A 13,790-nucleotide genomic window follows, 5' to 3' on the forward strand; every position below is an offset into this window, starting at 1 on the left:
CAAGCCCCGGGCTGCGCACAATCGCCGCCTATGGGAACACTTTATTTGGTCCGCCACGGACAAGCCTCTTTCGGGGCCGATGACTACGATCAACTCAGCCCGCTGGGCCGCCAGCAGGCGGTGCGCCTGGGAGAATATTTGCGCCCCAAGCTGCAGAACAAACCCCTTGAAGCCGTGCTCATGGGCAGCTTGAAGCGCCACCGCCAAACCTGGGAAGGCATTGCCGAAGGCGCGGGCCTGCCGCACACCCCATCGGTGTGGCCTGGCTTGAACGAATACGACAGCCACGCGCTGATCGAAGCCATCCACCCCGAACCGCTGGCCAAGCCGGACACACCCGAGCTGTACCGACATCACTTCAGGCTGCTGCGCGACGCCTTGCAAGCCTGGATGGCGGGCAAGACCCAACCGCGCGACATGCCCAGCTATGCCGACTTTGTCGGCGGCATCGAGGCGGCGCTCGACCATGTGCGGCAAAACCACTCGGGCGATGTGATGATCGTCTCCAGTGGCGGCCCCATCTCGACGGCGGTGGGCCGCGTGCTGGGCACCCCACCAGAGACCACCATTGAGCTGAACCTGCGCATCCGCAACACCGCCCTGACCGAGTTCGTGTTCAACCCGAAGCGGCACATGATGCTGACCTACAACACACTGCCGCACCTGGACAGCGACGCGCACAAAGACTGGGTCACTTTCGCCTGAACCAGCCCTGAGGTTTTTGCACAATCTTGGTGCAATCCCTGACATGAAGTGCGGTCCATCTCCTTCAGAATGGTTGGCATGAATTGTTCTGCCGCACGCGCGGCGTGTCTGTCGTCACTGGGCGGCATACAGGTCGTCCTTTCTGCTTTCGCCAACACGACACAAGTCCTGAAAGACTTGTCCGATCTGCTGGCGCAACACCAATTGGCCTCTGTCTGCACGGTCACAGCAAACCCGGGGGCGCAGGCCACCATCGTTCAGGGCCGCTTGAATGCCGAGGCCATGAACACCTGGGTTCCCGGCCATGACACCCTGGGCTTGCACCAGCGGCTCCCGCCTTCGGGTCTGAGCGCGGACAAGGCGCTGATGCAAGAGATTTTGGTGGCGCTGCTGGCCTCTCCCGCCGGACTCGCCTTTCCCAGCGTCGCAGCGCTGGCCTCGCACATCCGGGTTCGTCGGCACATCGCCCAGGCCGCACAAAAGACCGCGCTGGCCTTCAAGACCGAAGCCGCCGAGCGCCCGCAAAACTATTGGCGCGACGGCGGCGACGAAGCTGGTTTCATCCTGCAGCCCGGGCGGTGCCTGGTGGATGCGCTGATCGCCGCCACCCAACCCGATGCCACAGGCAAGCTTTACGACTTTTCCTGCTACCGGGCCACTGAGTACGTGATTTTGCTGGGCATCGCCCAAGAGCTCAAAACACACCACCCCGAATTGCTGGCCCAGCTGCAAAGCCTCAACGAAGTCCACGCCGTTCGCTCGGGCCAGTTCCACGAGGTCTACCTGGTCGAGTACGGCAGCATGGAAACCCCCTTGCCCGCCCGTTTTTATGTCCCCGGTGACCGCCTGTGGTTTCGCAACCCCGACGAGCGCTCATCGGATGTGACCGGCTACGAAGGCTCTTGGGTCATCTACATGGGGGGCGGCTTGTTCAGCAACTTCTGGCAAATTGAACGGCCTTACACCCTTGAATCCAAAGCCATCGAGATCTTTCACTGGAAAGATGGCGTCTACACCGATGCCCAAGGTGAGTTGCAAATGGACGAATCGGTGGTTGAAGCGCACGTGGCGCAAACCCTGTCCGATCCGAAGGTCACCGCCCAAGTGCTGGAGCGCATGCTGCGCATGCGCGACCCGAAAGGCGTTTACGCGGAAGGCGGCTGCATTGACACCACCCGTGAATACCACCGCAACGTGAGCCGAGGCCAGTGCGAACTGGCGCTGCCCCAATTCGAAAGGGCTGCCAACTCAGGCCACTTGATCGGTCAGGGTGTCGGCTGGCAAGCGGTCGATTTCGGCCAACAACTGCGCCAGCGCGCGGCCTGACGCGTCCAGCAAAGCCTGCCCCTTGGCCACTGTGGCCGCCGCCGCATGGCCCGCTGCGCCGTGGCGGTTGTAGTCCTGCATTTGCCAGCCCAGCTTGGCGCTTTTGCCATTGCCCAAAATCGCAAAACGCTCGGCGCGGTCTTGCGCGGTGGAGCGGAAGTTTTGCGCCTTGTCCATGCGCACGTTGTCTGGCCGCAGCGCCAGCATCATTGAGGTTTCGGTGTCCCCCGCGTGCACGCCAAAGCGGTGCTCTTCGGCGCTGAACAACGCGTTCACATCGCGGCCTTGCGCATCGACCAAAGGCAGGTTGAACCAGCTCACGCTGTACACCAGCATGCCCAGCCGGGTGCGCAGGTCACGCGCCACGATGTCCATCACGCTCACTTGTCCGCCGTGGGCATTGAGCAGCACCAGTTTTTTGATGCCGCTTGCCGCGACCGACTCGCCGATGTCGGTCCACAAGCGGATCACGGTTTCGGCCTTGAGCGTCAGGGTGCCTGCAAAGCGGGCGTGCTCGGGGCTCAGGCCCACGGTTTGGGTGGGCAAAAACAAAGCCGGCACATCGGCGGGCAAGTGGGGCACACAAGCGGCCACCACGCCATTGACCAGATCGGTGTCCACCGACAGCGGCAGGTGCGGGCCGTGTTGCTCGGTGGCGGCCACTGGCAAGACCGCGATGGTGCGGGCCAGGTCCAGACCGGCAAAGTCGGTGGTGCTCAGATCGGCCCAGAAGCGGACAGGTGTGTTCATGTCCGGCATCTTAATGGAGCGCCGTGCCTGGGGGTTTGGGTGCGGGTGTACAGTGCCAGCTGTTTTTGACCGGTTCATTGAAACTATTGCACTGCATGCCGACCTCGTTCATCCGTTTTGCCCTGACCGCCCTGCTGCTGACGCTGGGCCTGACCAGCCATGCCCAGATCGGTGGGGCCACCGTCAAAACCGAGCAGGTGCGCGCAGAACTGATGGCCCACGCCCCGCAAGGCGTGCAAGCGGGCCAGACCTTTTGGCTGGGCTTGCAGATTGCGCACCAGCCGCACTGGCACACCTATTGGCAAAACCCGGGCGATTCGGGCCTGCCCACCCAGCTGCACTGGACCTTGCCCGCAGGCCTGAGCGCAGGCGACATCGCCTGGCCGCTGCCCAAAAAGATCCCGATCGGCACCTTGGCCAATTACGGCTACGAGGGCACGGTGCTGTTGAGCGTGCCCATCGCGGTGGGGCCGGACTTCAAGCCCCCGGTGGTCGGTCCCCTCAAAATTGCGCTGCAAGCCGAATGGCTGGTCTGCCGCCAGGAATGCATCCCGCAAGAAGGCCAGTTCAGCCTGAGCTTGCCTGTGCAAAGCGCCACCGCACTGGATGGTGGCGCTTTTGAAGCTGCGCACCAGCTCACCCCCCCAAAACTGCCGCAACTGCAGCAAGCAGGCACTTGGATCACCGGGGGCCAAACCCGTTTGAGCGAGGACGGCAAGCAACTGCATTTGCGACTGCACGGGCTGCCCGTGAAGTGGCGAGGCCAAACGCTCAGCGCCTTTCCAATCACGGCAGGGGTGGTCAACAACGCCGCCGCCCAAGGCCAAGGGTGGACGCAAAACTGGCAAGGGGCGGTTTGGAATGCCAACATCCCGGTGTCTGAAGAACGCACCGAATCCCCCCAAAACATGCGCTGGGTGATCGCCACGGGCCCCGAATCGTCCCCCCAAGCCCCGGCTTTTGAAATTGAATCCCCCGTCCAGGGCACCTGGCCCGCGCTGACGCAAGCAGCGCCTGCGGGTGTGTCGCCCGAGCTGGCCAAAGCGCTGGCCCTCAATGCCGAAAACGCCTCAACCGTGCCCATGCCCGCCGCCAGCGCCAGCCCGCTGAACATCTTGCTGGCCGTGTTGGGCGCGTTTTTGGGTGGGCTGCTGCTCAACCTCATGCCGTGCGTGTTTCCGGTGCTGGCCATCAAGGTGATGGGTTTTGCGCAAGGTGGCCATGACCGCGAACACCGCGCCGCAGGCCTGGCTTACACCGCAGGTGTGGTGCTGTCTTTCTTGCTGCTGGGCGGCCTGATGCTGGGCTTGCGGGCCGCTGGTGAGCAACTCGGTTGGGGCTTCCAGTTGCAATCGCCGCCCGTGGTGGCGGGTCTGGCGCTGCTGTTCACCCTGCTTGGCTTGAACCTGGCGGGCGTTTTTGAATTTGGCCAAATGCTGCCCAGCCGACTGGCATCCTGGCAAAGCAGCCACCCCACCGTGAACGCCGGCTTGTCGGGCGTGCTGGCCGTGGCCGTGGCATCGCCCTGCACCGCCCCCTTCATGGGCGCATCACTGGGGCTGGCGATTGCGCTGCCGGTTTGGCAAGCCCTCATGGTGTTTGCGGCCATGGGCTTGGGCATGGCCTTGCCATATCTGGCCGCCAGCGCGTGGCCGGGCATCGCGCGCGCGCTGCCGCGCCCAGGGGCGTGGATGGTGGTGTTCCGCCAGGCCATGGCCTTCCCCATGTTCGCCACCGTCATCTGGCTGTTGTGGGTGTTGGGGCAACAAACCGGCATCGACGGTGCCAGCGGCTTGCTGGCCATGTTGTTGACCGTGGCCGCGCTGGCTTGGGCGCTGGGGCTGTCCGGCCGTGCCCGGTGGGTATTCAGCAGCTTGAGCCTCGCGGGGCTGTTCTGGCTGGGTGCCAACGTGTTGCCCGGGGCCTTGCACGAAGCACCAGCCGAAACACCCGTTGCAACCACCAACTCCCCAACAAACCAGCCCGCCAGCCACACACCGCGCTGGCAAGCGTGGAGCGCGGCTGCCCAGCAAACCCAGCTGGCCGCTGGCCGCCCGGTGTTTGTGGACTTCACCGCCGCCTGGTGCGTGACCTGCCAATACAACAAGAAAACCACCCTGGCCAATGCGCAAGTCCTGGCCGACTTTGACACCCGCCAGGTCGTGCTGATGCGCGCCGACTGGACGCGCCGCGACCCGGCCATCACCCAAGCGCTCACGGCCCTGGGCCGCAGCGGCGTGCCGGTGTATGCGCTGTACGCGCCAGGCCAGGCCCCGGTGCTGCTGTCCGAGCTGCCCAGCGTGGCCGAAGTGCAAGCGGCTTTGCAAAAACTCCCGACCGCCAAATAAGGGCCCCATGTGGGAGGCCGCCCCTGCGGCCGAATGCGCGCAGTAGCGCGTCGCCCTTCGCGAGCAGGGGCTCGCTCCCACAAAAAGCCTCTGCCTGTGGCAAGCTCACCGCTCGCAAATGCCCGGTTCGGCCTGCGACAATCGGGGCATGAGCACCTCTTCTTTTGCCCCCCTTCAAAACGACACCTTCTTGCGCGCCTGCCTGCGCCAAGCCACCGACTACACCCCCTTGTGGCTGATGCGCCAAGCGGGCCGCTACCTGCCCGAATACCGCGACACGCGAGCCAAGGCCGGCAGCTTCATGGGCCTGGCCACCAACGTGGATTACGCGACCGAAGTGACTTTGCAGCCGCTGGAGCGCTACCCGCTGGACGCCGCCATTTTGTTCAGCGACATCCTGACGGTGCCCGACGCGATGGGCCTGGGTTTGTCGTTCGCGCTGGGCGAAGGCCCCAAGTTCGCCAAGAACGTGCGCGACGAAGCAGCCGTCAACGCGCTGGCCGTGCCCGACATGGACAAGCTGCGCTACGTGTTCGACGCCGTCACCAGCATCCGCAAGGCGCTGAACGGCCGTGTGCCCTTGATCGGCTTTTCAGGCAGCCCCTGGACGCTCGCGTGCTACATGGTCGAAGGCGCGGGCTCGGACGACTACCGCCAGGTCAAGAGCCTCATGTACAGCCGCCCCGACCTGATGCACCGCATTCTGGAAATCAACGCCGACGCGGTCGCGCAGTATCTGAACGCGCAGATCGAAGCCGGTGCCCAGGCGGTGATGATTTTTGACAGCTGGGGCGGCGTGCTGGCCGATGGCGCGTTCCAGCAGTTCAGCCTGGCCTACACCGCCCGCGTGCTGGCCCAACTCAAAACCGAGCACGAGGGTGCCCGCATCCCGCGCATCGTCTTCACCAAAGGCGGTGGCCTGTGGCTGCCAGAAATGAACGGTCTGGACTGCGAAGTGCTGGGCCTGGACTGGACGATGAATCTGGGCAAGGCCCGTGCGCTGGTGGGCGGCCAGGTCGGCGGCCCCGGCAAGGCGCTGCAAGGCAACATCGACCCCAACGTGCTGTTTGCCCCGCCAGACCAGATCGCCAAAGAAACCCGCCGCGTGCTGGACAGTTTTGGCCAACCCCACACCGACCGGGCCACCACCGGCCCGACCCACATTTTCAACCTGGGCCACGGCATCAGCCAGTTCACGCCACCCGAGCATGTCTCGGCCCTGGTCGAAACGGTGCACAGCCATTCACGCGCCCTGCGCCAAAAATGAGCCGATGGGCCTGGGGTCGTCAAGGCCTTTAGCATAAAAAAGCGGCGTGCCAAGCACTTTTTTTTGCAAAAAATAGGCTTCAAGGCGCTTGACTTATGCACAAAAGTAAATCTCCACCCAAGCCTGCTCCGCTTGTTGCAAAGCAGCAAAACCGGTGTATCACCCATTTTGCAAGTCATTGATTTCATTGAACTTTTTAACTTGCACATTGGATGGGCAATTTAGCGGAAGGCTTGATTTTCAAGGCTTCCAGCCCATCCAGACCGAGTTTTCAACAAAGTTATCCACAGATTTTCTGAATCAAGCTCAAAGTACTGTGAAATCAACAACTTACATCTTGTTTCAAGATTTCAGCTAACCTCTAAAACTGGTAATTTCTCCCAAAAATCCCGGAAACAATGTGAGCACCCACCACTGGATCGATGTTGCCGTCCAGACCCCGGCCCACAGCCAAGTGGGGGGGCTGCTGAGCTACCGCAGCCCTTTTGAGGTGCAGCCGGGGCAACTGGTGCGCGTGCCCCTAGGCAAGCGGGATGTGCTGGGCGTGGTCTGGGCGCTGCACGATGCGGCCCCCTCCGACATGCCCGAATCGGCGGTGCGCGACGTGCTGGGCGTGCTCGAAGGCCTGCCGCCGCTGGATGCGGCATGGCGGCAACTGGTGCAGTTTTCGGCCCAGTATTACCAGCGCTCTTTGGGCGAGGTGGCTTTGTCGGCCCTGCCACCGCAACTGCGCGACCTGAGCAACGAACAACTGGCCCGCCGCCTCAAAAAGCAAAACACCGAGCGCACCGTCCACACCACGCCCGGCCCCGCCCTTTCGGACGAGCAAAGCGCCGTGTTGGCGCAAATGGCCAGCGGCACCGGGCCATTTTTGCTGTTTGGCAGCACCGGGAGCGGCAAGACCGAGGTGTATTTGCAGGCGGTGGAGCGCATGCTGGCCTCCGATCCGCAGGCCCAGGCCCTGCTCATGGTGCCCGAGATCAACCTGACGCCCCAGCTCGAAGAGCGGGTGCAGGCCCGATTCGGGGCCGAGGCCGTGGTCTCGATGCACAGCGGCATGACGCCCGCCCAGCGACTCAAAGGCTGGCTGGCCGCCCACGCGGGCCACGCCCGCATCGTGCTGGGCACGCGCATGGCCATTTTTGCGTCCATGCCGCACCTGAAGCTGATCGTGGTCGACGAAGAACACGACCCCAGCTACAAACAACAAGAAGGCGCACGCTACTCGGCGCGCGACCTGGCCGTGTACCGGGGCCGCTTGCATAACGCCCCGGTGCTGCTGGCCTCGGCCACGCCCTCGCTCGAAAGCTGGCACCTGAGCCGCCCGGCCAATGCCGACGATGCTGGTGGCCGATACCAGCGCTTGTTCATGCCTTCGCGCATTGGCACCGGCCTGCTGCCCAAGGTACGGCGCGTGGACATGAACAAACAGCCGCGCCGCACCGTGCTGTCGGCCCCGCTGGTGGCCGCCCTGCAAGAGCGGGTGGAGCGCGGCGAGCAATGCATGCTGCTGCTCAACCGGCGCGGCTACGCTCCGGTGCTGCACTGCGCCGACTGCGGCTGGAAAAGCGAATGCAAGCACTGCAGCGCCTTTCGGGTGTTCCACAAGATTGACCGCACCCTGCGCTGCCACCACTGCGGCCTGACCGAGCGTGTGCCCCGGGCCTGCCCCGAGTGCGGCAACGCCGACATTGCCCCGATTGGACGGGGGACAGAACAACTGGAAGAACATTTGGGCGAACTGCTGGCCCATGTGAAGCGCCCCGATGGCGGCCCCATCCGCATCGCCCGCATTGACGCCGACACCACGCGCCTGAAAGGTGCGCTGGAAAGCCAATTGGCGTCCGTGCATTCGGGTGAGGTGGACATTTTGGTGGGCACACAAATGATTGCCAAGGGGCACGACTTCCGGCGCATCACGCTGGTGGCGGCCGTCAACCCCGACACGGCGCTGTTTTCGAGTGACTTCCGTGCGCCCGAGCGGCTGTTTGCCCTGCTCATGCAAGCCGCAGGCCGCGCCGGGCGCGACGCCGCCCAAAGCGCCAGCAGCGAGATGTGGGTGCAAACCTTTCACCCGCAACATGCGCTGTTTGAAGCGCTCAAAAAACACGACTACCCGGCATTTGCCGCCAGCGAACTGGCCGAGCGCACCGCCGCCGACCTGCCGCCCATCAGCCACCAGGCCCTGCTGCGCGCCGACGCCCGCACCCAAGAAGCCGCCCAGGCGCTGCTGAACGCCGCCCGCGAAACGCTCGAAGCGCAACTGAGCGCCGACCCCGCCACCGCGGACTTGGTGATGCAAGTGAGCGTGTACCCCGCCGTGCCCATGAGCATGCAGCGCGTGGCCGATGTGGAACGCGCCCAAATGCTGCTGGAAAGCCCCAGCCGCATGGCGCTGCAAAAAATGCTGTGGCACCTGCACAGCGTGCTGCACCAGGTGCGCAGCCAGCCTGAACACAAAGGCGTGATCCGCTGGCTGGTGGACGTGGACCCGCAGGCCATCTGACATTGGCTGGCAGGTTTCCTGTGGGAACGAGCCCCCGCTCGCAAATCTACGCACTGCCACCGCCACCATTCGGCTGCAGGGGCAGCCTCCCACAGAGAAAATGACGCAGCGATTCAGCGTCCGGGCATTTGTAGGAGCGAGCCCCTGCTCGCGAATCTGTACAGGGGCGCCGCAAACATTCGGCCGCAGGGGCAGCCTCCCACAGAGACTCCCCAGCACCCGCCCTCAGGGCTTGAGCAAGGCCACCGCGCCAGAGAAGGTCAAAAACGCGGTCGACGTGGTGACCAAAATGATGCGCGCAATGCGCCCGTTGTCGGCCCCCAAACGCTCGGCCAGCAGCGAGACATTGCTGGCACTGGGCAGTGCCGCCACCAGCACCATCACCATCAAAGCAAACCGGTCGATGGGCACCCCCATTTGCACCGCTGCGCCACCCAACAGCAGCACCAGCAGCGGGTGCAGCAACAGTTTGATGAACGAGATCGGCAAAAAATCAACCCAGCGCAGCGGCCCATGCGGCCGTTCGTGGGCCAGCATTTGCGACCGGGCCAACACCGCACCGATGGTGAACAAGGCCACAGGTGAAGCCGCATCGGCCAGCAAACCCACGGTTTTGGCCACGGGGCCGACCAAGGCCAAATTCCAGAAAGAAAAAACGCCCCCAAAAGAAATGGCCCAGGGCATGGGGTTGCGCACCACGCCCGCCAAGGCCTTGCGTGCGGCCACAGCCGCGCCGTGCTCACCCGCAGCGTCCATGCGCGACAAAGCCACGCAAAGCGAGGTGGTGATGACCATGTCCACGAGGATGGTGACGATGGTCGGACCTGCGGCCTCCGGCCCCAGCAAGGCCACCAAAAGCGGCACCCCCATGAAACCCGTGTTGGGAAAAGCCGCAACCAAGGCCCCCAAAGAAGCATCGTTCCACCGGATGCGCTCGTTCAGGCTGATGGCGATGCTGAACGCCACCATGACCATCGCACACAAGGAATAGGTGAAGAACACGCCCGCATCCAGCAACTGGGCAATCGGCGTGCTGGCCCCAAAGCGGAACAACATGCACGGCAAGGCAAAAAACAGCACAAACCCGTTCAAGCCTGGAATGGCCTCCAGCGGCAACAGCCGTTTGCGGGCTGCCGCGTAGCCACACAAAACCAAAGCAAAGAAGGGAAAAGTGACACGCAAAACTTCAAGCATGGGTGGATTGTCGTGGCATTTGGGGCGGGTAGCAGGTCGCAGCGCAGACAAAACCATCGGCGACTCCGCATGAACTCGGTGGTTCGGTCATGCGCTGGACAACGCGCAGTCAGGACGGAGAAAAGACGAAAGGCCGCATATAGCGGCCTTTCCATTTGGTGCATCTTTCTGCTTGTTAGCGTCCAGAGCGCATTTCCCAATCGTCGAAATGTGGCGCAAATATAGCACAATGGTATTCACCGAAAGATATAGAAATGACAGGAAATACTGTGTCAACCATGCGCTACCGATTGGCCCTTGATTTGGGCTCCACCTCCTTGGGCTGGGCGATGGTCAGACTCAACCCGCAAGACGAACCCTGCGCGGTGATCAAGGCTGGGGTGCGGATTTTCAGCGATGGGCGCAACCCCAAAGACGGATCATCCTTGGCCGTCACCCGAGCGTGCGGCGGCCACGCAGTTCAGACTGAGTTTGCTCGACATGGGTTTCAGCCGCGCCCAGCTCAGTGTGTACATGCGCTTTTGCACCAGCCATGCGCAGGTGCAAACCTATTGCCAGCGGGTGGAGGCGGCGCTGCCCAAAGGCGGGCAAGTCAACGTCCTGCAATTGACCGACAAGCAGTACGAACGGATCATCAGTTTTCAGGGCAGGCGCAAAGAGGCTGCGAAAAAAACACCCGATCAGTTCGATTTATTCGGGTAAAGCCGCGATTTTGTAGAGGCCGATTGCCAAAAAGTCCTTTTAAAACAAGGACTTGTCTTGGGTCTAGTCTAGACGATTGGGAAATGCGCTCTGACCGGAACACTGCCTGTGACGTTGACAGTTCGAGTAACAGTCTAGACGATTGGGAAATGCGCTCTGACCGGAACTCGGGGAAGCTGTCCAACGTCAAGCGGTACAGTCTAGACGATTGGGAAATGCGCTCTGAGCGGAACTATCTTGCTGACAAGGATGACAAGCAGGCCAGTCTAGACGATTGGGAAATGCGCTCCGACAAGAAACGCGCGCCCTTGCGACCAGGTGAATCGCTACAGCTTTCGTGGAGATTGGCAGATTGAACGAATGAAGCCGCCCTTTTTAAACCGCTATCATGGCCCGCTTTGCTCCGCTCCCCCGTTTTCCACACCCCCCCCATGTCAGCCGGACTCAACAACGCCCAACTCGAAGCCGTGAACTACGTCTCTGGTCCCTGCCTGGTACTGGCGGGCGCGGGTTCGGGCAAGACGCGGGTGATCACGCACAAGATCGGGCGGCTGATCGAGGCTGGGCTGGAGCCCAAGCGCATTGCGGCCATCACCTTCACCAACAAGGCCGCCGCCGAAATGCGCGAGCGCGCCAAGCAGCTGATTGGCCGCGCCGCCAAGGATGTGCTGATCTGCACCTTCCACGCTTTGGGCGTGCGCATCATGCGCGAAGACGGCCATGTGCTGGGGCTCAAGCCGCAGTTCAGCATCATGGATGCGGACGATGTGACCAGCATCTTGAAGGATTGCGGCGGCACCACCGACGCGGCCACCGCACGCCAGTGGCAGTGGGCCATCAGCCTGTGGAAGAACATGGGGCTCAATGCCGAGCAAGCTGCAGCGCAAGCGCCCGACGACAACGCGCGGGTGATCGCCCGCATCATGGCGCTCTACCAAGAGCGACTGACGGCTTACCAGAGCGTGGACTTTGACGACCTGATCGGCATGCCCCTGAAGCTGCTGGCCGACTACCCCGAGGTGCGCGAGCGCTGGCAAGCCAAGATGGGCCATGTGCTGGTGGACGAATACCAGGACACCAACGCCACCCAATACGAGGTGCTGAAACACCTGGTGGGCGAGCGTGCGCGCTTCACGGCGGTGGGCGACGACGACCAGTCGATCTACGGCTGGCGTGGTGCCACGCTGGACAACTTGAAGCGCCTGCCGCTGGATTTTCCGCAACTCAAGGTCATCAAGCTGGAGCAAAACTACCGCTCCACCAGCGCGATCTTGCGGGCCGCCAACAACGTCATCCTGCCCAACCCCAAGCTGTTCCCCAAAACCCTGTTTTCTGAATTGGGCGAGGGCGAACCGGTGCGCGTGGTCGATGCCGTGAACGAAGAACACGAGGCCGACCGGGCGATTGCGCGCATCCAGTCGATTCGCGGTGGCCAAGTCAACCCATCCAAGCACCGCGAGTTCAAGGACTTTGCCATCCTTTACCGCGCCAACCACATGGCCCGCCCGTTTGAGCAAGCCCTGCGCCGCGCCAACATCCCCTACAAGGTCTCGGGCGGACAGAGCTTTTTTGACAAGGCCGAGATCAAGGACTTGTGCGCCTGGTTTCGCCTGTGGATCAACAACGATGACGACCCGGCATTTTTGCGCGCCATCACCAGCCCCAAACGCGGCATCGGCCACCAAACTTTGGGCCAACTGGGCACTTTTGCCACGCAATACAAATTGAGCCTGTTTGAGGCCCTGTTTGCGGGCAGCTTGCCCAGCGCGGTGAACAGCCGCGCCCTGGATGGCCTGCACGAATTTGGCCGCTACATCAACGACCTGGAGCACCGCGCCCGCCACACCTTGGGCAAAACGGATGCGCTGGCGTTTTTGCTGGAATGGCTCAAAGAAATTGGCTACGAGTCGCACCTGTACGACGGCGAAGACAACGAAAAAGTGGCCGCTGCCCGCTGGACCAACGTGCTGGAGTTTTGCGACTGGATGGCCGGGCGCTGCGGTGGCGAGATTGAAGACGCCACCGGTGCCCAGGCCACCGAAACCAAAAACCTGCTCGATGTGGCGCAAACCATTTCACTGATCTCCACCCTGAGCGAACGCGAAAAAGACCAGAACGTGGTCACGCTGTCGACCCTGCACGCCTCCAAGGGTCTTGAGTGGCCGCATGTGATGTTGGTGGGCGTGAACGAAGGCCTGCTGCCCTTCAAGCTGGGCGATGACGGCTCGCACTCGGGCAAAGCCGACGGCCCCATGAGCGAAGGCATTTTGCAGCGCCTGCAAGAAGAGCGCCGCCTGATGTACGTGGGCATCACCCGCGCCCAGCGCAGCCTGGCCGTGAGCTGGACCAAGCGCCGCAAAAAAGGGCGCGAAACCGTGGCCGCCCTGCCCAGCCGCTTCATCGCCGAAATGCGCCTGGACGAAAACACCATCAAAGAAGACCCGCGCGAAAAGCTCAAGGCCTTGCGCGCCGAATTTGCCAAACGTGCCGCCGATGCGGCGGCGGAGGCCAAACCATGAACACACGCCCAACACTTGCCCGGCTGTGCAGCCTGATCGCCTTGCTGGCCCTGAGCGCTTGCCAACTGCTGCCCACACGCAGCGACTGCCCATCGGGCGCAGACCTGTCTGCCGAGATGCTGCAAGGTGAGTGGGTCGTTCAGGTGGCAGGCGAGGCCCCATGGGCCCTGCACCTGGGGCCACACCCGGAACACCCAGGCAGCCTGCGCGGCGAATTGATACAAGGCCAGCAGCGCCACGCCGTGGTCGCCGATCTGGACGATGGCGAGTTCACCCTCGAAGAATCGCACGATGGCAAGCGCATTGCCGCCACTTGGCTGGGCAGCTTGCCAGCGCAGGCTTGTGGGCGGCAAATTCAAGGCCAACGGATGCTTGCCGGTCAAGCCAGCCAAAGCTTTCAGATCACCCGAACACCCTGAGGCCACCATGTGCTGAGGGATTGCCCTTCTTGACCCAAGGGCAGGGGATTTATC

General features: G+C 62.8%; 10 protein-coding genes. 8 read left to right on the forward strand and 2 right to left on the reverse strand.

Features of this window, described 5'->3' with window-relative positions:
• The first annotated feature begins 30 nt into the window (after positions 1-30).
• Together B9Z33_RS01560 and B9Z33_RS01565 are read left to right on the forward strand one after the other, a co-directional pair.
• Positions 31-705, forward strand: a complete 675-nt coding sequence (locus B9Z33_RS01560) for a histidine phosphatase family protein (protein ID WP_108285269.1) — start codon at positions 31-33, stop codon at positions 703-705.
• Between the two features lie 78 nt (positions 706-783).
• Positions 784-2,031, forward strand: a complete 1,248-nt coding sequence (locus B9Z33_RS01565) for a hypothetical protein (RefSeq protein WP_233252690.1) — start codon at positions 784-786, stop codon at positions 2,029-2,031.
• On the opposite strand, the gene B9Z33_RS01570 is transcribed toward B9Z33_RS01565, so the two are convergent.
• Complete coding sequence (locus B9Z33_RS01570; protein ID WP_108285270.1) at positions 1,954-2,781, reverse strand: creatininase family protein; 828 nt, start codon at positions 2,779-2,781, stop codon at positions 1,954-1,956. The two genes, B9Z33_RS01565 and B9Z33_RS01570, sit on opposite strands and share 78 nt — an antisense overlap.
• Before the next feature lie 95 nt (positions 2,782-2,876).
• On the opposite strand from B9Z33_RS01570, the gene B9Z33_RS01575 reads away from it, so the two are divergent.
• The 3 genes from B9Z33_RS01575 (at position 2,877) to priA (ending at position 8,902) form a co-directional block, all read left to right on the forward strand.
• A complete protein-coding gene (locus B9Z33_RS01575; protein ID WP_108285271.1) occupies positions 2,877-5,129 on the forward strand; it encodes a thioredoxin family protein in 2,253 nt (750 codons plus the stop codon).
• Between the two features lie 148 nt (positions 5,130-5,277).
• On the forward strand, positions 5,278-6,396 hold the full coding sequence (gene hemE / locus B9Z33_RS01580) for a uroporphyrinogen decarboxylase (RefSeq protein WP_108286080.1): 1,119 nt from the start codon (positions 5,278-5,280) through the stop codon (positions 6,394-6,396).
• A 400-nt stretch (positions 6,397-6,796) separates the two neighbouring features.
• Positions 6,797-8,902, forward strand: a complete 2,106-nt coding sequence (gene priA, locus B9Z33_RS01585) for a primosomal protein N' (RefSeq protein WP_108285272.1) — start codon at positions 6,797-6,799, stop codon at positions 8,900-8,902.
• 225 nt (positions 8,903-9,127) lie between these two features.
• Here priA and B9Z33_RS01590 read toward each other — a convergent pair whose 3' ends face one another.
• Complete coding sequence (locus B9Z33_RS01590; protein ID WP_108286081.1) at positions 9,128-10,096, reverse strand: AEC family transporter; 969 nt, start codon at positions 10,094-10,096, stop codon at positions 9,128-9,130.
• 396 nt (positions 10,097-10,492) lie between these two features.
• On the opposite strand from B9Z33_RS01590, the gene cas2 reads away from it, so the two are divergent.
• The 3 genes from cas2 (at position 10,493) to B9Z33_RS01605 (ending at position 13,736) form a co-directional block, all read left to right on the forward strand.
• Positions 10,493-10,798: a CRISPR-associated endonuclease Cas2 gene (gene cas2, locus B9Z33_RS01595; RefSeq protein ID WP_108285273.1), complete on the forward strand. Its 306-nt coding sequence runs from the start codon at positions 10,493-10,495 to the stop codon at positions 10,796-10,798.
• A gap of 431 nt (positions 10,799-11,229) precedes the next feature.
• Positions 11,230-13,317 (forward strand): ATP-dependent helicase, encoded by a 2,088-nt coding sequence (locus tag B9Z33_RS01600; RefSeq protein ID WP_108285274.1) that lies wholly within the window; start codon positions 11,230-11,232, stop codon positions 13,315-13,317.
• Positions 13,314-13,736, forward strand: coding sequence for a hypothetical protein (locus tag B9Z33_RS01605; RefSeq protein WP_108285275.1), 423 nt, complete (start codon positions 13,314-13,316; stop codon positions 13,734-13,736). Before B9Z33_RS01600 ends, B9Z33_RS01605 begins: the two co-directional genes overlap by 4 nt.
• The last annotated feature ends 54 nt before the right edge of the window (positions 13,737-13,790 follow it).

The organism is Limnohabitans sp. T6-20 (genome assembly GCF_003063505.1).
In the GTDB taxonomy this organism is placed as follows: Bacteria; Pseudomonadota; Gammaproteobacteria; order Burkholderiales; family Burkholderiaceae_C; genus Limnohabitans_A.

Coding starts and splice junctions, on each gene's coding strand:
- B9Z33_RS01575 (WP_108285271.1), top strand. CDS start 2,877: ATGCCGACCTCGTTCATCCGTTTTGCCCTGACCGCCCTGCTGCTGACG.
- hemE (WP_108286080.1), top strand. CDS start 5,278: ATGAGCACCTCTTCTTTTGCCCCCCTTCAAAACGACACCTTCTTGCGC.
- B9Z33_RS01570 (WP_108285270.1), bottom strand. CDS start 2,781: ATGAACACACCTGTCCGCTTCTGGGCCGATCTGAGCACCACCGACTTT.
- B9Z33_RS01590 (WP_108286081.1), bottom strand. CDS start 10,096: ATGCTTGAAGTTTTGCGTGTCACTTTTCCCTTCTTTGCTTTGGTTTTG.
- B9Z33_RS01560 (WP_108285269.1), top strand. CDS start 31: ATGGGAACACTTTATTTGGTCCGCCACGGACAAGCCTCTTTCGGGGCC.
- B9Z33_RS01605 (WP_108285275.1), top strand. CDS start 13,314: ATGAACACACGCCCAACACTTGCCCGGCTGTGCAGCCTGATCGCCTTG.
- B9Z33_RS01600 (WP_108285274.1), top strand. CDS start 11,230: ATGTCAGCCGGACTCAACAACGCCCAACTCGAAGCCGTGAACTACGTC.
- cas2 (WP_108285273.1), top strand. CDS start 10,493: ATGGGCGCAACCCCAAAGACGGATCATCCTTGGCCGTCACCCGAGCGT.
- B9Z33_RS01565 (WP_233252690.1), top strand. CDS start 784: ATGAATTGTTCTGCCGCACGCGCGGCGTGTCTGTCGTCACTGGGCGGC.